General features: G+C 46.0%; 14 protein-coding genes and 1 pseudogene. 1 reads left to right on the plus strand and 14 read right to left on the minus strand.

The window, feature by feature from the left end:
- Window positions 1–100 precede the first annotated feature (100 nt).
- The 9 genes and pseudogenes from L0M14_RS22235 to L0M14_RS22285 all read right to left on the minus strand — a co-directional run bounded on the left by L0M14_RS22235 (window position 101) and on the right by L0M14_RS22285 (window position 15,842).
- Window positions 101–6,490: a GH32 C-terminal domain-containing protein gene (locus L0M14_RS22235; protein WP_235123002.1), complete on the minus strand. Its 6,390-nt coding sequence runs from the start codon at window positions 6,488–6,490 to the stop codon at window positions 101–103.
- A 149-nt stretch (window positions 6,491–6,639) separates the two neighbouring features.
- Complete coding sequence (locus L0M14_RS22240; protein ID WP_235118737.1) at window positions 6,640–7,596, minus strand: carbohydrate kinase family protein; 957 nt, start codon at window positions 7,594–7,596, stop codon at window positions 6,640–6,642.
- Window positions 7,597–7,704: 108 nt separating this feature from the next.
- On the minus strand, window positions 7,705–9,201 hold the full coding sequence (locus tag L0M14_RS22245) for a glycoside hydrolase family 32 protein (RefSeq protein ID WP_235118738.1): 1,497 nt from the start codon (window positions 9,199–9,201) through the stop codon (window positions 7,705–7,707).
- Window positions 9,202–9,317: 116 nt separating this feature from the next.
- Complete coding sequence (locus tag L0M14_RS22250; RefSeq protein ID WP_235118739.1) at window positions 9,318–10,943, minus strand: ABC transporter substrate-binding protein; 1,626 nt, start codon at window positions 10,941–10,943, stop codon at window positions 9,318–9,320.
- A 129-nt stretch (window positions 10,944–11,072) separates the two neighbouring features.
- Window positions 11,073–11,981 carry a carbohydrate ABC transporter permease gene (locus tag L0M14_RS22255; RefSeq protein WP_235118740.1) on the minus strand — a complete coding sequence of 303 codons (909 nt, stop codon included), beginning with the start codon at window positions 11,979–11,981 and terminating at the stop codon, window positions 11,073–11,075.
- 12 nt (window positions 11,982–11,993) lie between these two features.
- Complete coding sequence (locus L0M14_RS22260) at window positions 11,994–12,956, minus strand: ABC transporter permease (protein ID WP_450091465.1); 963 nt, start codon at window positions 12,954–12,956, stop codon at window positions 11,994–11,996.
- A gap of 151 nt (window positions 12,957–13,107) precedes the next feature.
- Window positions 13,108–14,077 (minus strand): annotated as a pseudogene (locus L0M14_RS31635) (LacI family DNA-binding transcriptional regulator).
- Window positions 14,078–14,376: 299 nt separating this feature from the next.
- Complete coding sequence (locus L0M14_RS22280) at window positions 14,377–15,171, minus strand: TrmH family RNA methyltransferase (protein ID WP_235123004.1); 795 nt, start codon at window positions 15,169–15,171, stop codon at window positions 14,377–14,379.
- Window positions 15,172–15,182: 11 nt separating this feature from the next.
- Window positions 15,183–15,842, minus strand: coding sequence for a potassium channel family protein (locus L0M14_RS22285; RefSeq protein ID WP_235123005.1), 660 nt, complete (start codon window positions 15,840–15,842; stop codon window positions 15,183–15,185).
- A 155-nt stretch (window positions 15,843–15,997) separates the two neighbouring features.
- Between L0M14_RS22285 and sspI the strand changes: the two genes are divergently transcribed.
- Entirely contained in the window at window positions 15,998–16,201 is a 204-nt protein-coding gene (sspI, locus tag L0M14_RS22290) for a small acid-soluble spore protein SspI (protein ID WP_235123006.1), read from the plus strand.
- Window positions 16,202–16,465: 264 nt separating this feature from the next.
- Here the strand turns inward: sspI and L0M14_RS22295 are convergent, their stop codons facing one another.
- The 5 genes from L0M14_RS22295 to L0M14_RS22315 form a co-directional block, all read right to left on the minus strand.
- On the minus strand, window positions 16,466–17,200 hold the full coding sequence (locus L0M14_RS22295) for an MtnX-like HAD-IB family phosphatase (RefSeq protein ID WP_235118744.1): 735 nt from the start codon (window positions 17,198–17,200) through the stop codon (window positions 16,466–16,468).
- Between the two features lie 92 nt (window positions 17,201–17,292).
- On the minus strand, window positions 17,293–18,387 hold the full coding sequence (locus L0M14_RS22300; protein WP_235118745.1) for a Gfo/Idh/MocA family protein: 1,095 nt from the start codon (window positions 18,385–18,387) through the stop codon (window positions 17,293–17,295).
- 161 nt (window positions 18,388–18,548) lie between these two features.
- Window positions 18,549–19,178: a ThuA domain-containing protein gene (locus L0M14_RS22305; protein WP_235118746.1), complete on the minus strand. Its 630-nt coding sequence runs from the start codon at window positions 19,176–19,178 to the stop codon at window positions 18,549–18,551.
- Window positions 19,179–19,310: 132 nt separating this feature from the next.
- The gene (locus L0M14_RS22310) at window positions 19,311–20,471 is read right to left on the minus strand and encodes a Gfo/Idh/MocA family protein (RefSeq protein ID WP_235123007.1); all 1,161 of its coding nucleotides are present in this window, start codon (window positions 20,469–20,471) and stop codon (window positions 19,311–19,313) included.
- A gap of 62 nt (window positions 20,472–20,533) precedes the next feature.
- The gene (locus L0M14_RS22315; protein WP_235118747.1) at window positions 20,534–21,562 is read right to left on the minus strand and encodes a LacI family DNA-binding transcriptional regulator; all 1,029 of its coding nucleotides are present in this window, start codon (window positions 21,560–21,562) and stop codon (window positions 20,534–20,536) included.
- Window positions 21,563–21,857 lie beyond the last annotated feature (295 nt).

The following is a 21,857-nucleotide window of genomic DNA, read 5'->3' on the forward strand; positions in this document are numbered from 1 at the left end:
CTTACATGTATCATCTCCTTTCACAGTCATGCAGTCTCAATAAAGTTAAAAGCAAGCTGGGGAAAGCTCACAACTATTCCCCAGCTTGTATCTGTCCGAGCTAATTCATAAAATGAATGTAAATGAGGAATCGCTTGATCATTACCGCTGTCTCGGCTCTTGTCGCAAAGGAAGCGGGTCGCAATTTCCCTTCAGAGTCACCGTTCATCAGATTGTTTTGAAGACTCTCCAAAATAGCTTGCTTCGCCCAGTCACTTACCATCGTACCGTCCGAGTATTGGGCCAACATCCCATCTGCAGTTGTTGTGTGATCCACATATCCTCTCGCAAACTGTATAGCTCTGGAAAGCATTACCGAAATCTCTTCTCTGGTAACCAATTGATCAGGTTTGAAACTCCCGTCTTGATAGCCATTTATGATACCAAAATCCACTGCAGCCCCAACTGGTCTTGAATACCAGGCCGTTGCATCAACGTCGTTAAAGCTAGAGCTTCCATCTGCTTGGTCGATGAGTCCTAACGAACGAACCAGCATCGTTGCGAACTCAGCTCTCGTTACATGAATATCGGGTCCGAAACGATCTTCACTTAAACCACTCAAGATTTGTTTGGATGCAAGTAAACGAATCTCATGTTCGGCCCAATGATGTTGAATATCCGAGAAGGAATTGCTTGATTGAACTACCGTATACATACTGTTGCCATTTCTCTTCATGGTGACGACTGTTTTTCCATCCTTACTCTCAAAGATAGCCGGAACAAAAGATACTTCCCCTGATTGAGGATTATACATTACGGCTGTGCTCGTTTTTGAATCCACATACTGATTGAGAGTTACGGAACGAGACACATAGAGATTTCCAAAATCGTTAATTTCAGATTTTTTGCCGTTATCGTCAAGTATAATCTTGAAATCTATTGCTCCTGAGATCACCTTCAGATTGGATAAAGCCAATTTCCCTTGCAGCAACGCTAGGTCTTTCGCGGACTGTGGTTCAATTACAACGTGAATTTGTCCGTCGATACCCTTGTATTTATCATTGGAGAACAGCTGCAAAGGCAATTCATAAGTCACCTGATCTAATCGAATGCTGATAATCCCATTTGATTGTGTTTCAACAGCATCGCGCAGTACCGAGAGCGGCAAAGAAACATCTGCGGCATCATCCACTGTTACCGGCACATCAATGAATACTTGGTGTAACGCATCATCTTTTAACGTCCCAAGTAAAGCTTTTAGAGATTTATCGTCAATATTCACTTTCGTAACGGTAACACCATTCTGATTAACTTCTTTTTTAAGCTGATCAACGGTAACTTTGATGCTGTTGGACGAAAGCCCGTTGCTTTGCGCATCAGAAGCTTCCTGAGAACCTTGACCTCCATGAAGTACTGAACCTTGGGAATTATCTAAGGCAACAGGTACATTGAAATTATCAACGTTGATATGTCCCCATCCACCCTTTTTATTATCGACTACTTCCATATATAGTTCTTGACCCAAATAAGCTGATGCATCCCAAGAGATTCTTCGGTACTGTTCGTTGTCAGCTCCCGTTTCTTTCATTAGGATGACTTTATCCTTAGCACGGACAAGCGCCACATACAGATTATCGATGTCCTTCCCTCCACCAATAAGGAAGTTAATACCACCATTACCGCCTAGTATAAAATTCTTTGACTTCAGAGTGCCTGTCGCATCTTCACCATCTTCAGGATTCAATCCCCACACATGATATCGATTAGGATCGTTTCGGTCCGAAGCCTGATTAAAGGGCCCACCCCATCCCCAATCATTGACCTTTGTCACATTCTTGTTAGAAAACGCGGTATCTTCAGCTATCCAGCCTGTCAAATCACCTGTTTCAAAATCGTGATTCTCAAGCGTACCCGTTGCAGGCTCCTGCTTTACAGGCTGCCAATACGATTCCATCTTGCTGCCATATGCAGAGTTCATTTTCCAAACCTTCAAGCTTTGAATATCGATATCTCCGCCGTCACTCCACAGACTCACATTCATCGCATCACCACGTGTAGGATAAATACGTGAAGTGATACTTTTTTTGCCATTGGCGTAAGCTTCAATCATGGAGCGGTCTAGATACATATGCAATTTCAGCAGATCTCCGTCCAACTCCATATTCCCGCTCTGAATACCTTTTAAAATATCCGGGTCCAGGGATGATTTCATTCTATCGATGCTTAATAACTTGTTTTCAACATCGTAGTAAAGATTTGTTTCTTCCTGCCCATCCGTAGTCGCACGAAGCTTGAATCCTAGCTTCTTTGCGCTACCTACATGTGCTTCCAGTATAATTTCAAGCATGTCACCTTTCACTTGCTGCAATTTGTCGTTTGCCTGAGCGAGATTCGACTGCTCTACATTTACAATCTGATCGCCACGTAGAGAATTCAACTCTTCTATCGGTGTAATTCCAAGCTCCGTATCATTACGAAGCGACAAAACGACTGGCAATCCTGCATTATGCGCCCATCCTGCATCATAGTGTTGCTGCTCAGAACGGCGGTCCTGTGCAATGCTGAACAGAATTGTCCTTCCCTTACCATCAACCATTCCACTTGGACCAGTGAAGTGCTCACCGTAGTCAAACAGCCTTGGCTCCTCTTGATCAGGAACAAACTTGTTATTTGCCTTATCCCATGTACCAATCCAATAGAATACATATTTAACATTATCTGCATCATAATGATCGAACCAAGGGTTAATCAACATGGCGTATTTCATCGTACCCTTACTATCCTTACCGAGCGGAAGGAATACGGGAAGTTCCCAGACTTGCCCGGTCTTGTGATATTTCGTATAGTCCCCTACAAAGAATGGATGCTGGTACTCCCAATTAACCATATCTTTGGATGTATACAAAAGAGCCGCTCCACCAACATTCTTGATTCCTGATCCAATAATGAGATACCAGGTATCTCCGTCTTTCCAGACGAATGGGTCACGGAAATTGCCATACCATACTTCGCCTTCAGTAGCAGGCAAATTGGCTGATTGATTAACAATAGGTTGACCATGTAATGTCCAATTCCCAAGATTGACATCTCCGTCATTATTGAATGTACTTCTCGCTAAACCTACCGATTGATTCGGAGTGGCGCTATCATTACCTGCAGTAAAGAAGAGCGCCGGATTACCGTTATCGTCTACGACTGAGCTGCCTGACCATACACCATCAGGTGTCTCCGAACCTGCTGTCGGTGCAATAGCAACAGGCATATCCTTCCAATGCACCATGTCATCACTAACTGCATGACCCCAATGAATCTGATGCCAATAAGGACCTTGCGGATCAAATTGATAGAAAATATGATACTTACCATTAAAATAAAGCGGTGCATGAGGCTCGTTCATCCATTGTCCGGGAGCAATAAAATGATATTGAGGCCTGTAACGGTCGCCATCATACACGCTCCGGTCGAAATCTAGGTTAGGTTTCGGTACGCTGCCATTCGAGAAGGTCGACTTTACCGAATTATATTGGGACTGAATTTCTTCCGCGCTGAGCCTTTTGTTGTAGAGCTTCACTTCATCCATCATGCCGTTGAACATGTTGGCTGTAAATACGCCGTTAATGATCGCTCCCGAATTATTCTTACCGATCATGAAGTCGCTGCCCGCCGGAGTAATAGCCAGCTTCTTCTCCGATCTCGTTTCTCCAACCTGTTCACCATTCAAATATAAACGTAACATTCCATCCGTTTTGCTATAAGTTGCTGTCACGTACGACCATTCGAACTTATTCAGAGGTTTGTTAGGATCCGCCCACACTTCCGTCCATTTACCGTTAATTCCGGCCTGAAATGACCAAGTGCCTAACCTACCCATGCCAAGTATATAACCCGAATTGTTTGTAGGGTCATATTGATTCACTATAGCCGACAGCTTCCCTTGATCGCCCCACTCATACGATCTTGGAGCTACCCACGCTGAAATTGTAATTTCATCACTTGGTTTTGCAATTTCATTTGCATGTCTGGAAATCCATGTCGAGTACCCATCGAAAAGCAAACCTTTGCCGGCTACACCTTCCCTCCATTCCGGAGCACTGTTCGGTTTATACTTTGCATCATTAAACACATAATTAACATCATCTTGCCTATTTCGTACCTGGTCCAGAGTTGTTGTTCCATTCATTTCATTAAAGCTCCAGCTTCCGATTTCACCCAAACCTAGGACATGGAAATCATCAACGTTCATATGGTCGAAGCTGCTTTCATCAACAACTTGAATATAAAGTTCCTCACCGATATATGGCGTTGCATCCCATGTAACTCGCGTATATATATCAGATTGATTGCCAGTAGCCTTCATCAGTACGGTATGATCCGATGCGCGCACCAATGCAACATATAAATGATCTGTGTCCTTACCGCCACTGACCAGAAAGTCAATAAATCCGGTTCCCGAAAGCCTAAAGGAGCTTGACGTTAAGGTTCCCGTCCTATCATTGGATTGTGTAAAACCTCCGACATGATAAGTACCCTGCTGACCGTAGAGATTCAGCGCTTCGTCTGCCGTCTTGTTCGTTACCGCGCTAGAGAATGCATCCCCTTGTATGGTCCACCCTGTTAAATCTCCGGTTTCAAATCCAGGATTTTGAATATCTGCAGGGGTTACGTAGTAGAGATTCGTAGCTACTATACCTTCTGTCGGGACGGTCGTATGGTACGTATAGAAGGCGTCTGCGAAAATAATCCCCCAATCGCTAGTAGCGTTATCGACGATTTCAATATACAGATTTTCATTCAAGTGATTGGACAGATCAGCTCTGTATTGGACCATATTAGCCAAGTTCATTCCCTGATCAATATGAGGAAAATTAATATCCTTAAACTCCGTATTCCCATAACGTGCAATCAGCTCATCCGTATCTGCATTATAAATATCAACATGAACGAGATTGGTATTTTTACCGCCACCTAGCTTAAAGGTAACCCAACCAGCCCCTCCTAAGGTAAATGTTGATGACCTCAGAATACCGGTTTTCGATTCATCATACCGCCAGCCATCCAAATGGTAAGTACCTTCCTGATTAAACGGAATCTTCTCAGTCCACCAGTAGGTATCCTTGGATACGCTGCTAGGACCGAATGCATCCCCAGATACGATGGTCCACCCCATTAAATTGCCCGTCTCGAAACTAGGATTGCGCGGTTCGTAGGTTACCGGTGTATACAAATTTTTTGCCTCAATGCCTTCCAAAGGAACACTTGTTAGGTAAGTTTTGAAATCATCGGCAAACATGAGTCCCCAATCGCTTGTGGCATTATCGACAAGCTCAATGTACAGATTTTCTCCCAAAAACGCCGACAAATTAGCTTTATACTGGACCATATTGGCTAGACGCAGGCCTTGATCGACATTTGGAAAGTTAGCGTCATTAAATTCCGTGTTGCCATATCTGGCAAGTAATTCATTTGTATTCGAATCATAGACATCGATATGCACCAGATCTGTATTCTTGCCACCACCCAACCGGAAGCTAATCCAGCCGGTACCACTTAATTTGAATGTGGAGGAACGCAGCTTGCCTGTCTCTGCTTCGGCACCGCTCTCTCCATTGTTCCATCCGTCCAGATGATAGCTGCCTTCCTGATTGTAAGGGATTTTTTCAGCCCACCAGTAAGTATCCGCTGTAACACTATGAGAACCGAATGCATGACCTTCAACAACATTCCATCCCGTCAAATCCCCTGATTCAAAACCTGGATTTACAATTTCTTTAGGATCCGGGTCATACAAGTTGTCAGCGCGAATGCCATCACTAGGGACATCTGGGTAATACGTTTCAAATGAATCTGCAAACATAAGGCCCCAATCCGAAGTACCGTTATCTACAATGTCGACATATAGATTTTTCCCAATATGTTGGGAAAGGTCCGCTTTATATTTCACCAAGTTAGCTAGACGTAGCCCTTGTTCCACATGAGGAAAGTTTTTGTCTGTCCATTCTGTATTCCCGAAACGCGCCAATACTGTATTCGTGTCTGCATCATGCACTTCAATATATTCCTGGTCTGTATGTCTGCCACCGCCCAGCATAAAGGTGATCCAACCAGAACCGCCTAAAGTAAAAGTTGAAGACCGCAATCTTCCCAAATCGGTTTCATTATATTTCCATCCATCGAGGTGATAGGTACCCTCTTGTTGAAATGGAATACCTTCAGCCCAATAGGTTTGAGCATCAGAGACGCTGTCCGGACCGAATGCCGTCCCTTCGATTACCGTCCAACCGGTCAAATCTCCCGTCTCAAATCCAGAATTTTCAATTGTAGGGGCATATACGTTTTGGGAAATTGATAATGAATTTACTGGGCTCGAATAATTATTGCCATACACATTATCAGAAACATTCGCAGAATCGGCTAATGCAACTTGAACGCCATTTATACTTAAGACAGGATAAATCATGGAAACCAATAGTAAAATAATCATGCTGATTCGAAATGCCTTCATGTTCTTCATGTTTATCAAAGCACAACCTCCAAACTTTAATTGATTATTAATAATTTAAAACAAAACAATAAAGTAATCGCTTACAAAATATTTTTGAAACGTTTCCAAAATCGCAAAAGAAAATGTATTGATATTGTAAATTAGTACAAATACCAACACTATTCCATCGTTAAATTACGAATGGCTGTTACTGATGGCAATGCCGGAATCGCTCCCTTACTGCACGTCGTCAAAGCTCCAGAAGCATTAGCGAAAGAGAGCAGTCGCTCTAATTCCCCCTTACTCCAACCGTCTATGCCCCCTTTCTCTAACACGCAAAATAATACGCCTGCCAGAAAGGCATCGCCTGCGCCTGTCGTATCTACAACTTCTACTTGAAATCCGGGATGAATGCCAAATAAAGTACCGTATCGATAAAAACTACCAAGCGCTCCTAGTGTTATAAGGATCAATCGCGTCCCGTAGGTGTCGTAAATATACTTTGTCCCCTCGATAGGGTCATTGATACCTGTTAAAAAAAGTAGCTCTTCCTCCGACAATTTCAGGATATCCGCATCACTAAAGCCTTCCAGTAGAGTTTGCTTTGCACACGTCTCAGATTCCCATAATGGGAGTCTGAGATTCGGGTCGTAAGAAATCAAAGCTCCGCTTTCCTTCGCAGTCCGAACCGCATACCGTGTTGCTGATGCTGCCGGCTCGTGAGTTTTAGAAATAGAACCATAATGAAATATGCGTGCTCTAGTAATTTGATCTCTATTAATCTCTTCAGGCCGCAGCAAACAATCCGCTCCGGGATTGCGGTAAAAATGAAAGCTTCTGTCACCCGTCTTATCGAGGTGAACAAATGCGAGTGTGGTCGGTGCCTCTTGTGTGAGGACCACACCATCGGTATTGACGCCTGCCTCCTGTAGTACCCCTTTAAGATAGTGGCCTAACGGGTCGTCGCCAATTTTCGCAATCATAGCAGTCTGAATTCCCCATTTAGTCAATGCAGCCATTACGTTAGCCGGAGCACCACCAGGATTACGTAAAAATGCAACGTGTCCTTCCTTACCGTCCCCGCGTCCTTCTGGGGTGAAATCAATTAACAACTCACCAATTGCAACTGCTTCCATTTCATACGACTCCTCACCTGTTTTTTAGAATCACCAAAAGCACACCCCGAATGAAGCTCATGCATGGCTAAGCATTCATTCGGTTGTGTCTTTCTAGCTTATGCGGAATTATGCCGTCACAAAAGAATACATAGATTGCAATGGAAAGTATGACAAAGAAACAACTCTAGACTCTCCTCCATATACATACAGTTCTGCCCCCGTACTTGCTGGGTTTGGAAAAATCTGATCTGTAATCACGACCTCTCCTTCATTAACGAATACTTCAATCGAAGAATGGTCAACATAAATATGGAAAAGGATACGACCCTTCTTTGGTTGAACTTGAACCTCATGCCTACAGGGAAATGCGTGATGAAAACTGCTTTCACCAGATTTACTGCGATCAACGTATAAGGTTTGGGAAGCCGTTTGATAACCTATCACGGTCTCTTCTTGAGGAGAGGTCCGAAGCTTGAAACCGACTTCTGAAGCATCTCCTAATTCCATTTCGCAAACTAACTCATATGTTACTCCATTCATGTCTTCAAGGGGATTTTCACCCGGAGAAATAGTAATATTCTTTTGATGAACCGCTTGCTCGTGCAAACGTAGTTTTTGTAGTTCAGGAATGGGAGTCTGAACCAAACGAATACCAGTTTCCGTCTCTCGAAGCATTAATTCACGCGGTATTGTCATTGCACTTCGCCATGTACTTGTTGGAGTTTGGTTCGCATATTTCCAATTACTCATCCAGCCGATAAAGATCTTCTCCTGCTTATCTCGATGAGCATCAGACCATGTCACGCCGGCATAATTATCCCGGCCGTAGTCCAGCCAAAGCACTGAATTGTCTGATGACTCACTCATAAATGAATATCCATTAAAGCTGCCTATAAAATACTGCGTTCTCGAGCCTTCCGGTAATTCAGGATGGTCGCCAATACTAACTATGAGGACCCATTTGCTTATCCCATCCTTTCCTTCAACCGGCAGCTCGATCAGATCCGGACATTCCCATACGCCGTCATGCGAGCCTTCTGCAGCACCGAATTCACTGGCATAAGTCCAGTCCTTGAGGTTACTCGATGTATACATTTGAATACGGTCTCCAGCCGCCACTACCATCACCCAGTGGCCTCCAGCTGTATACCAGAACACTTTCGGATCGCGAAAATCCGTTATTTGTTCATTACAGAGAACAGGATTACCTTCATACATGACCCATGTTCTCCCTTTATCCGCGCTGTAAGCCAGACTTTGCCTTTGTCTGGGCCGTTCAGATTCTGGGTACTGATCAGCATGGGTAAACATGGCGACAAGCCCCGGCTGACCTGAGAAAAACCCACTGGTATCGCTCCAGTCAACTACAGCGCTCCCTGAAAAAATAAACCCGTTGTGGTCCGGTTTTAATGCTATAGAGAGATGTTCCCAATGTACTAAATCCGTACTTACGGCATGCCCCCAATGCATCGGTCCCCACGTGATACCTTCTGGGTGATACTGATAAAACAAATGGTATTCTCCTTGAAAATACACCATTCCGTTAGGATCATTCATCCACATAGCAGGAGGGGTAAAATGATATTGTGGACGATATTTTTCATTGTAAGCTTCAGTAATCATTTTCTTCTCCATCCTTCCATACTACTATCAACGCAATGCTCGACTTTAGGTAGAAGAAACCGGAGCACTTGATGATTGGTTTCGGTTCCGGTTTCTTCTTTTAGTATCGGCTTGCTTTATTTGTTATTTTTTTTGAAGTTATCATACGCATTTTGGTAGATAGTCAAGTAATCCTTCAGCCCGATCTGATCAAGTTTCTTCAAATAACTATCCCAATCGTTTTCAATGCCGCCATCCATCAGCCATTTCGCTTTCATCTGTTTGGTGTATTCTTTCAGCTGTGTCTCAATCTGATTGACTTTTTCCAACTCATCGGCAGGGAGGAAGACAAATGGATAGTTCTCTTTAACCTGGTAAGGGAAGTAATACTTCTGCAGTTCATCCAAACGCTGTTTTGCACGAGGCTCCATGTCCACAAGTGTTCCGAATTGATCTTTCGTTACAGCCAAAGGTCCACCAGGTGCCACTTTATTACGGTACTCCCCGGCGGTTGTGCCGTCAGGGACCGGCAAATTCACAAGCTTACCGTTTTCTTCCTTATAAACCTCGCCGATCGGTCCCCAGTGTGCTTGAATACCTGTCTTCGGATCGTATAATTGGTCAACCCAGCGTGCCGTAATTTCTGGGCTTTTATTAGCTTTCGTAATGACGAAGGAATCACGGGTATACTCCGAATAATTGGTCTTACCGATGACGATATTGCCTTCTTTATTTTTAAGTGGAGGTAGTAGCGCATAGTCTTTCATACGACTTTCACCCACAATTTCCGGACCTTCCCACCAAATAAATGAACCTAATGTTTCATCCGCTGTTTTCCCTTTCGCTTGCAGCTTCTGGGCATCGACTGTCGCAAACTCAGGGTCAATCAGACCTTCTTCGTACCATTTATGAAAGTAAGCGATTGCTTCTTTATACTCGGGTAGAGCAACAGAGTACAGCACTTTGCCATCTTTTACGATGCGATGATCATCTTGCGTTACGTCAGGCGCCCCGAACATTCCAAGTAAATCCCCTTCGTTGCCGCACCAACCTTGAAACCAGAAGGACAATGGAATTACCGTTCCTTTACCGTTCACATTATTATCTTTAAACGCCTTGAGAACGTCGTGATATTCATCTAGGGTAGTCGGCATTTTCAGATTCAGTTTATCCAGCCATGCTTTATTAATAAACATTTGATTCGGCATATTGATCAAGTTCATTTCTTCAGCATATGGAAGAGAATAAATGTGTCCGTCAGGAGCAGTAACAATGGCCTTCAGGTCCGGTCTTTTCTCAAATAAAGCCTTTAAGTTGGGCATGTACTGATCGATCAGCTTTTCAAGCGGAATGATCGTCCCCTCACCGCCGAGCTTGATTAGATCAAAATCGGTGAATTGAGCGTTATAAAAAGCGTCTGGCAGATCGTTAGTCGCGATCAGAATGTTTTTCTTCTCCTGATATCCATCCGACGGAATGTTGTTCCATTCAATGTGTACATTAGATTGATTTTCAAGATTCTTAAAAAAAGTCATGTCCCCGAAGCTCGGAGCCATAGGATTTTTGGGAGAAACGAAATTTAGAGTAACTTTGTCTTTTACAATAGGATAACCTGTTGTATTGATTTCGGCCGTCGACGAAGCATTCTTGCCATTCTTAGTAGCTGAAGCAGTGTCAGTATTGGAATTGTTTTTAGAACATCCTGTAAAGAGTACACTTGCGGAAACTACTAAAATTAAAGATGTTGCCAGGCATTTTTTCATTTGTTTTTTGCCTCCCTTTTTTAATAAACATTCTTATATGAACCAATGTCCCTGTCTGACAACCTTCCCAAGGCCCACCCAGGAAGAACCACCTCCTTAGTGTAATGAGATGTACGATCATCTATCGGACTAACCTTTCACGCTGCCAATCATAACTCCCTTGACAAAGTATCGCTGCATAAATGGATACACAACCAACAAAGGTAATGATGCTACAACGATAACACCATACTTCAATAGATTCGCAATCCTCTGTTGTACGTCCGCTGATTGCACATCTGTAACAAATTTGCTGGCTAACTCATTCTGGACAACGAGGATATTGCGCAGCACCAGCTGTAAAGGATACATTTTTTCATCGCCTAAATAGATCAGTGCATCAAAGAATGAATTCCAATAGCCAACAGCGTAAAACAACGCTAACACCGCGATAATAGATTGTGACAATGGCATCACGATTCTTAAAAAGAATGTGGTGTCTGAGCATCCGTCAATCTTCGCCTGCTCAAGCAATTCAATCGGAATTGTCTCCTGGAAAAATGTCCTGGCGATAATGATATTGAATAAAGAGACCGCTTTCGGTAAAATTAATGCCCACATGGTGTTTACCAAATGCAGCTTTTTAACGACGAGATACGTAGGAATTAGACCACCAGAGAAAAACATTGTAACTAACAGATACAACATAATGACCTGACGTCCATACAAATCTTTACGAGAAAGTGCATACCCTGCTAGTAGGGTTAACAGCACGTTAATGGTAGTTCCGACAGTTGTGTATAGTATTGTATTTTTGTAGCCTATCCAGATACTGCTTTCTTTGAACAGCCGCATGTATCCCTCTAGTGTTACCCCTTTAGGCAAGATCCACATTTCTCCGTTTAAAACCGCTGAGGGATCACTGAATGAAGCTATAAAAACAAAATACAAAGGGTAAATAACAAGCAGTGCAATTACGGTCAAGACAGTGTAATTAAGAACATCGAAACCAATGTCACTGCGTGATCGCAATGATGTTTCTGATTGACTGACGGACATATTACAACTCCCCTAGAACAAACTTGTGTTGGACAACTTCTTGGCAGCTTTGTTTACGACAACTAGTAAGATTAAATTAATGACGGAATTGAATAACCCGACTGCTGTAGAGAAACTATACTGAGATTGCTTTAAACCGACTTTGTATACGTAAGTTGAGATGATTTCTGAAGTAGGCAGATTGGTAGGCGTTTGGAGCAGATAAGCCTTTTCGAAACCAATATTCATCACATTTCCAACCGCGAGAATTAGCAGGATCACAGCTGTTGGCATAATGGACGGGACATCTACATGTAAAACACGCTGCCATTTCGTCGCTCCATCGACGATTGCCGCTTCATGAATTTCGGGATTGACGCCAGCCAGCGCGGCCAGATAGATAATCGCACCGAAGCCTGTCCCTTGCCACACATCAGAGAGAATGTAGATGGCTTTGAAATATTCCGGCTTGGACATAAATAAGATTGGCTGCTGACCGCTTAGATGAACAACCGCCTGATTAATAATTCCCGTCGGTGACAGAAACACCAGAATCATTCCCGATAAAACAACAGTAGAAATAAAGAAAGGTGCATATACCGTTGTTTGTACAAACTTTTTGAAGCGTAAATTCGTCACCTGATTCAGCGAAAGCGCAAGAATGATAGGAAGTGGAAAGGTTACCAAAAGGCCGATTACACTAAGACCCAACGTATTTCTAATCAACTGCCAAAAATTAAATGATGTAAAAAAACGTTCAAAATGCTTAAATCCGACCCAGGGACTGTCCATAATTCCTTTTGCCACCGAAAAATCTTTGAAAGCAATCGTCACACCATACATAGGCCAGTACGCAAATATGGCAAAAAATACAATTGTGGGAAGTAAAAATAAATACAATTGATAATTACCCGCAATAGCTTTCATCCGTCGTTTCAAGTTACTTTGGGAAACCTTAGGCTTTTTATGAGCCATGGTCACAGAAGTGTACTTCATGATATGTCTACCTCTCTTTTTGAAGTATAAATAGAAACGTTTCCAAAATAGCTATTGAAAACCACTTTTCCAAGTTAATCATGAAGATTTGGAAGTTGTTTTTGAAACGTTTCCAAATCTTTCAAAAAACTTACCTGTTCCTTTTAAGCAATCAGGTAGTTTCACCTGGCCTAAATTGAACAGGGATCCGATACGTCTCTTGCTCGAGCACCTGCCCGTCAATTTTTCGTAGAAGCAGCCTCACCGATGTCCGAGCCATCTCTTCAACTGGCTGACGAATCGTAGATAATATGGGGTGAAATAAATGGGTGTCCTGAATGCCGTCATACCCGATCACTTTTACATCCTCCGGAACCCTAATCCCGTATTTCTGCGCTTGATCAATGTATGTAGCCGCGAACATATCCGTTATTGCAAAAACCCCATCCACTTCACGGTATTCCCTAACTTTAAAAAAGTTACCGAAGTATTTCAGTTCATCCATAATCGGGTCCGGCTCTTCATACACAATATACTTGACCCCAAGCTCTTCCGCTTCATCGATAAACCCTTTTTTCGCAGCATCGTTTCACTGAATACGGAAGTTACAACTCCCAGAAAGGCCGGCTTCTTAACACCAGCTTTGACCAACTCCCTTAGAGCAAGCCTCCCGCCGTTATAGTTGTCTGAAGTCACGCAGGTAATGGATTTAGAAAAATGGCGGTCAATGCTTACAATCGGAATATCCGTATTCATGCTGCTTTCAATCTCATTGTAAGTAATACCGAGAATGCCAGCCACTTTGTTTTGGTTCAGCACATCAAAATAATAGAGCTCCTTCGAAGGCTTGCCCCCGCTATTGCAAAGTATGAGTTTAAAGCCTTCACGGTCCAACTCATCCTCGATATAATACGCCAGCTCAGAAAAAATGGATTCCAGATACTGGGCAGCAGTAAAGCGACTAAGTTTGACTTTTGCATTTTGAAATTTCTAGCCACTTCATTCGGTGTATAGTTTAAAACTTTTATCGCTTCCATTACCTTCTCTCGAGTCTTCGGCTTCACTGAATAATTGTTAATGACTCGGGATACGGTCCCAACACCAACACCGGCTAGATCTGCAACGTCCTTTAAACTCGCCACACGAACACCCCCACTTGCTTTCTCTTTGTTGTTACATTCATATTAGCACGATTTTGGAAACGTTTCAATAATAAAAATTAATGTTCATGTTTTGAAAGAAACTAAGGGCCAAAGACTGAGAGTGGAATCCCACTCTGGCATCAGCATGAGTTTTGCGATACATGTTTGATCCTGAATCTGACTTCTGGTGTTGCAGATATATCCAAAAATAAAAAAATCAATACTAGCAAGGTGCATCCTGCTAGTACTGATTCAAATAATTGTCTCAAATTATCACAGTGAATTACAACTCACAACGATCATGGTAACTCCGAAACCAACCGCTGCCGCGAAGCCTCAAACAGCAGCACTGTCGCCGCCATTGCAACATTCAGCGACTCGGCCTTGCCCTGCATCGGGATGATCACCTGCACATCCGACAGCGCCGCCACCTCGGGCGAGACGCCCTTCGCTTCGTTGCCCATGACCAGCCACGTCGGCTGGCGCAGGTCCGTTTCGTAGCACGAGCGCTGCGCCTGCAGGCTCGTGGTGACCAAACGCATGCCGCGCTCCCGGGCGCGCGGCAGCAGTTCCTGCAGATCCGCCTCCACGATCGGCAGATGATAGAGCGATCCCATCGTCGAGCGGATCGTCTTGGGATTGTACAGATCGACCGTGCCTCGGCCGATCACAACAGCACCGGCGCCGACCGCATCGGCGCTTCGAATGATCGTGCCGAGATTGCCTGGATCCTGGACGCCGTCCAGGATTACGGCCAAATCCGGCCGGGCTTCAAGCAGCTCGTCAGCGGTCATGCCTCGCTTGGCCACTACGGCGAATACGCCCTGCGGGGTCTGCGTATCCGAGCATTTCTCAAGGACTGCCTGACTCACGGCAATCCATTCCACGGCCACTCCGGCTGCTTCCAGCAAGCCGGAGGGCAGGTCTTTGTCTACGCTGTAGACAACGCACTCCACGGCAGCGCCGGAACGAAGCGCTTCTTCTACCAAGTGATACCCTTCAATCAGGTATCTCCCCTGCTTATCACGGCCGCGGCGCTCCAGCAGCTGCGCCCATTCTTTGACCCGGGGATTTTGAACCGACATAATTTCAATATGCATATATATTACTCCGCGAAAGTCACTTCAAAATGTTGAAGATCTGTATTTTTTCCTACGATAACTAAAATATCCTCATCAGTTAGCGGATCTTCCGCACTTGGAGGAATGACCAACTTCTGATCTTGTTTAATCGCAATCACGTTACATCCATACTTGGCGCGAATATCAAGCTGCCGCAGGCTTCTGCCGAGCATATGCTTGGAAGCCTGAATCTCTACAATGCTGTAATCCGCAGAAAGCTCGATATAATCGAGAATATTGGATGAAATGAGGTGGTGGGCAACGCGCTGCCCCATATCCCGCTCCGGAAAAATGACCTTGTCCGCGCCGATTTTTTTCAGCACTTTTCCATGAAGATCATTGACGGCCTTCACTACAATTGTAGCAATGCCCATTTCCTTCAGAATTAATGTAGTTAAGATACTCGCCTGAATATCCTCCCCGATGGCTACAACCACAACATCAAAATTACGGATGCCCAGAGCCCGAAGCGCATCTTCGTCGGTAGAATCAGCCTGTACCGCATGAGTAACAAGCATGGAAACATCTTGTACGACGCTTTCACGATGATCGATAGCAAGTACCTCAAAGCCAAGCTGTGATAGGGTTTTGGCTACACTCGAGCCGAATCTTCCCATGCCGATAATGGCAAACTGCTTTTTCATTTGCTGCTCCATCCTTCCATGCTCCACATAATCTAACGATTATTATAACACACTGCCAAAGCCATCTCACTTTTCACCTAGCAATGGTAAGCATGAAGCTCCCCCAACTTGCGCATATTAGGAGAGATAACGAAATGGAAGCGAGGTTTCTCCGAATGAACATTAATCTTAGACAGGCCATCCTGCAGCGTGTCCAAAATAAATCGAATGACGAGCTTCAAGAAATTATCGAGGATTCCATTGGCGGAGAAGAGCGTGTACTTCCTGGGCTGGGCGTACTTTTTGAGATTATTTGGCAGCACAGCGATGAATCTATTCAAAATGAGCTTGTAGGTACGCTAAAGGACCACCTGCAGTAAGCATTGTGCGGAAACTATCCATAGGAAAGACCGCTGTATAGGGGTGAGTCAACAGGAAGTTTGCAATGGTAGTGCTTGCTGCTTGCTGCTTGCTTGCTTAAGCAAATATTGCCTTACCCGCACATGTTCTCAACAAGCCAGGGGGTAGCGTATCCAAGCTTCCCTTGGCTATTTAATTCCTTAGTGCTTTTCTGCCAGCCAGCATAAATCTTCTTCCTCTGGACCCCATTCATGTACTTAAGTTCACTTTGAAGCCCATCAAAACTAAGTCTCATCATCCGGGAATGAGCAAGCAGCCGGTACCCTCACGTTTAATCGGCGAGGAGCTGTGCCTGCAAGAAAGTCATTCCAATTGCGCTGTACAACTTCCAACACATCCCAAAACGTTTGAAACGGATAAAACTCCGTTCCTTCCTCCGTTAAATACCTTACCAAGCTGGATCTAGCGAAAATCCAATCCGCAAACGCAGAGCCGTAATAATCGCTGCCCCCATCCCCTATGTAAATAATACTCCAGCCATCCTGCTTCAGCTTTCTCACCACACTTGCCTTGCAGCACCCGCACCATTTGCAAGCAGCATTATCATTTTGCAAGCCATACCGCAGCTCACCATTGTCCGAATAAGTAATCGGGTTGCTAATCACCTGTTCGGCTTCCACCTGAAGTCGATCCAAAATACGCTCGATATAATAAATCAGCCCGTCGCTAAGGATCGTAACAGGCACCTGCTCCCCTTTGCAAAAGGAAAGAAAGTCTAGCGCCCCATCCCGGAGTTCTTTGTCCTCAATCAGACGGTCGACCTGCTCGCGTTTACCTTCAAGCAGCGGTGTAGATGCCTCAATCCATGTATAGGAACCGATCTCTTTGCGCTTGAACCTGGCAAGCACTTCAATCAGCTGTGACTCTTGTTCCACGCCCAATTGCTTCATAATCGTGCTGCCGACGTCCTGCTCCATCAAGGTTCCGTCAAAATCCGTGACTACCGCTATTTTGTTCAAAATCGTACAACTCCTTCCGTATTGCTCCCACTCCACATCGAAAATTCAAAATGCCCCCTTCAATGCGAAGGAGGCACTTACTTATAGAGTGATTATAGCACGGAATACGCTTCAAGAGGAGCAGGCTTCTCGCAGCTGCTGTGCATGAGATAGTGCTTGCCTTCACTGGACGCGTCATGGAAACCGTGCATAGCTTCCAGCACATGATAAGCAAGCTGGCCGTTAGCGCGGTGCGCACGCGTATCGCCATCGAGAATGGCTTGCGCCATAGCCGCTACGCCTAAGCCGCGGCAGTTTTCGGTGTAGCCATGCGTCAGCGGAATCGGCTCCCAATCGCCGCCATGCTTGCGTATGTACACAGGTCCGCCGAATGTGTTCGGATCAGGTACTCGGAGCGAGGCCTTGCTTCCGTAAATCTCAATGTTCGGCAGATTCGTGCCTCCCGAGATGTCAAAGCTTGTCACCAAGGTTGCAATCGCGCCGCTATGGAAATCAAGTACACCAGCGACATGTGTAGGCACTTCAACCTGAATCTTTTGCCCGCGCTTCTTCTCGCTCGTAATCGTACGCTCCGGGTAGCTGATTCCAGCTGATCCTGTCACGCGGCGAATCGGTCCGAGCAAAGCGACCAGCGCTGTCAAATAGTAAGGTCCCATATCGAACATTGGACCTCCGCCCTGCTGATAGTAAAACTCCGGATCCGGATGCCAGAATTCATGGCCTCTGCTCATCATAAAAGCAGTCCCTGCAATCGGCGTACCGATCCAGCCGTCTTCGATCAGCTTGCGGCATGTCTGAATACCTCCGCCCAGGAACGTATCAGGAGCGCTGCCGACCAGCAATCCCTTGCTTTGGGCCTTCTCCAGGATAGCGCGGCCTTCCTCACGTGTTACGGCAAGCGGCTTTTCCACATAAACATGCTTCCCTGCTTCCAGCACTTGCAGACATACTTCCGCATGTGCTGCGGGAATTGTTAAATTAATGACGATCTGAATGGAAGGATCCGCCAGCAGTTCGCTGACTGAGTAAGCTTTTTCAATACCGAATTCCTCAGCGCGCGCCTTGGCCCGGTTCACATCCAGATCCGCGCAAGCGGAAAGCTCCAACTGAGAAAAGGTTGGTATGTTTTTCATATAAATAGCACTGATGTTGCCGCAACCGATGATGCCCACTTTTAATTTGCCCATAACTCCATCGATCCTCCCGATCTGTCTTCGATCTGCTCTGCTTTTAATGAGCTTATCATTAGGTCCCATTCTGCTGTCTTATTGTGCAAGCTGCCTTGAGATACTTATTGTCTATCTTGAGGTCCTCCATCTATCATGCAATCGTGCTTCTAGCATGGAAGCTATCTTGCGGCCCAGAGCATGCCCCTGCGCATCATTTCTAAGGTTTGCGGCATACGGACAATGTCCGCCTGATGCCCCAGTGAGTTGTAGTACACCTTACCTTCGCCGTACTTCTTGGTCCAGGCCACCGGCATTTCCACATGATCGAAATCTGTGACGGCAAGAACCTCAATCACAGGATCAATATGCATGTAGTATTTTTCAGAAACTACGACGAAATCCTCGATTCCCTTGGTCAGCGGATGTTCGCTATCCTTGATTCGGACTGTGTAGGTAACACCGTCATTCCCTGGATGCGCAACCCACTGCCCGCCTACCATGTACTGATACTCCACTTCGTTCCGGAAAGAATCACCCATGCCGCCGTGACAGCCTGCAATGCCCGAGCCGCCTTCTTTGACCGCTGCCAGCAGCGGCGATAATTGTTCCTTCGTGATGGTGCCCATGGTCCACACAGGAACAAGGAGATCCATGCTTTTTAACTTCTCCGCATCCTTGAAGCTGTCGAGCGTATCCGATATCTCAACCTGGAAGCCTTCCTCACGAAGAACACCACCAAGAATACCTGCTACTTCCTCCGGCTGATGACCGTCCCATCCGCCCCATACGATTAATGCCTGTTTACTCATAGGTAAGTCATGCTCCTCTCTACTTGGGCGACCTCGTCACCTTATTCGATACTTTCACTCCAACGTATATCATGCTCCATAAGCCCGTTCCTGAAGGTAGACGTCACCTTGTTTAGACACGCCTACGCTAAGCTACATTTCACTAATTTGGACCCAACGGCGTTCTTCAATAGAACGGTCAACCGCTTCTAGCACTTCCTGGCATTTGACGCCGTCCACAAAATTCGGAACAGGCTGTCTGTCTTCTTCCATCGCCTTCATCAGCTCCACAACCTCATGGACAAAAGTATGCTCATACCCAATCGTATGACCGGCAGGCCACCATGCATCCATGTAAGCATGAGCAGCATCTGTCGCAAGCACACGGCGGAAGCCCTGCACGTCTTCGGCATCGTCGGTGAAATACACTTGAAGCTCATTCATCCGTTCAAAATCAAACTTCACGCTGCCCTTGCTGCCGTTAATCTCAAAAGAATTCGTACAGCGGTGGCCCGGCGCAAAGCGGGTTGCCTCAAAGCTGCCAAGGGCTCCGTTTGCAAAACGAGCCATGAACAGCGTCGCGTCATCGACGGTTACAGGTCCAAGCGGCGCGTCTTTGCTGCCCTTGGCGCTCAGTCCGGTCATCGCCGAAGGCATTGGACGTTCCTTGACGAACGTCTCGCTCATGCCGATGACCTCCGTCATGTCGCCGATCAGGAAGTGCGCCAGATCGATTAGATGCGCGCCCAGATCGCCGTGCGAGCCGGAGCCGGCAATTTCCTTCTGCAGGCGCCATACCAGCGGGAACTCTGGATCTACGATCCAATCCTGCAGGAACCAGGCGCGGAAGTGATGAATGCGGCCGAGACGACCCTCGGCCACCAGCTTCTTCGCCAGCTGCACCGCTGGAGCAAACCGGTAGTTGAAGCCGACCATGTGCTTCACCCCGGCTTCCTCAGCCGCCTGCAGCATTTCCCTTGCATCCGCAAGGGTCAGCGCCAGCGGCTTCTCGCAGAACAGATGCTTGCCGGCCTTGGCCGCTGCAAGCGCAATTTCCTTGTGCGCGTCGCTGGGTGCATTGATATCGACGATGTCGATATCCGGATGCGTGACCAGCTCGCGCCAGTCCGTGACATAGCCGTCCCAGCCGAACTGGTCGGCCGCTGCGCTGACACCGCTTTCATCGCGTCCGCAAATGAGCTTCATCTGGGGAACCGCTACCTGAGGAAAGAACATATGCAGGTCACGGTACGCGTGACTGTGCGCTTTTCCCATAAACTTATAACCAACCATCCCGATATTGAATGATTTCATCAATACTGCTCCTCCTTTGGATTTAGCGGATATCGAATTCGAATCTATACCATGCTTTAAGCTTAGCTGTTTCTTCTGGATGATTGGCGTACCATGAGCCCTGTGGGCAGCTTCAGCTGCACAAGCCCATCTTCTTGCTCGCTGCCGGTTACTCTGGCAAGAACACTTCGCGCCGCAGCCCGGCCCATCTCGTAGAACGGCACACTGATGCTCGTCAGCGGAGGGTCACTTAGCTTGGCCGCATCGGAATCGTCACAGCCAACTACAGCAAAATCCCGGCCGGCGATCCATCCCCGCTCGCGCAAGCCCTGTATCAACCCTATCGCCATGCGGTCATTCGCGGCAAAGACAGCATCCACCTCGTGTCTAAGCTCCCAGAGCTTATCTGCGGCCTCATATCCGCTCTTCCTGCTGTAGTTGCCCTCCAGCAGCCAGGAAGGAGATATCTCAAGACCTGCTTCTTGCATAGCCTTCCGGTATCCCTCATGCCGATCCTTGCTGTTGGAATACAGTGGGGACCCATTGAGGAAAGCGACATGCCGGCAACCTTCCTCCAACAAATGGCGCACGGCCAGCAAGCTTCCATGCACATGGTCGGCATCCACCTCGTGGAGCGCCATCCCTTCGAAGTGCTGATTGACTAGACAAAACGGAAAGCCCTGCTCATGAAGCTGCAGAAGCGACTCCCTCTGCTCCGGCGTATCCTGCGAGCCAAGAATGACACATGCATCTACCTTCTGCGATCTGTGCATGTGTGTATAGTCGATGTGCTCATCCGGCGACAACAGGGTTAGCAGCATATCATAGCCATGTTCCTTCACTTCCTCGCCGATTCCGCTTAGAATCTCTGAGAAGTAGTAAGCAGAGAATAAATGGACCTTAGGCATGTACGGAAGAACAACACCTAAATTCCCGCTCCTTCTGCGGGCAAAGCTTTGGGCGATGGCGTTCGGATGATAATCCAGTTCCTTAGCCGCCTGCAATACGCGATCTCTCGTTTCGGGCTTCATGGGGCCCAAGCCGTTAAATACCCGGGACACCGTCGCTTCTGAAACTCCCGCTAATACAGCGACTTCTCGTCTAGTTACCATAATGTCCCTCCTGCAAAAAACTCAAACAATCCATTCCCACAACATTTCCATGACTTTCAACAGTCACTACGGTATGTATGAAGTTATGTAAAACCAAAATGTACACGCGTACATTTTCTCATTTGGTCATCTGTGTGTCAATAGTTCTCTTTACATTGATCGTTTTGCGACAAACATGTACCATTAGTTCTCCTTGCACCCTCCCCCTTCGCGACAAAATTTTCTTTTTTTTCGTCAAAGTTTGCGGTTACCTTACATTTTATCCCTTTTCGACCTAATTGTGATGTTGTCTATA

Source organism: Paenibacillus hexagrammi (assembly GCF_021513275.1).
Lineage (GTDB): Bacteria > Bacillota > Bacilli > Paenibacillales > NBRC-103111 > Paenibacillus_E > Paenibacillus_E hexagrammi.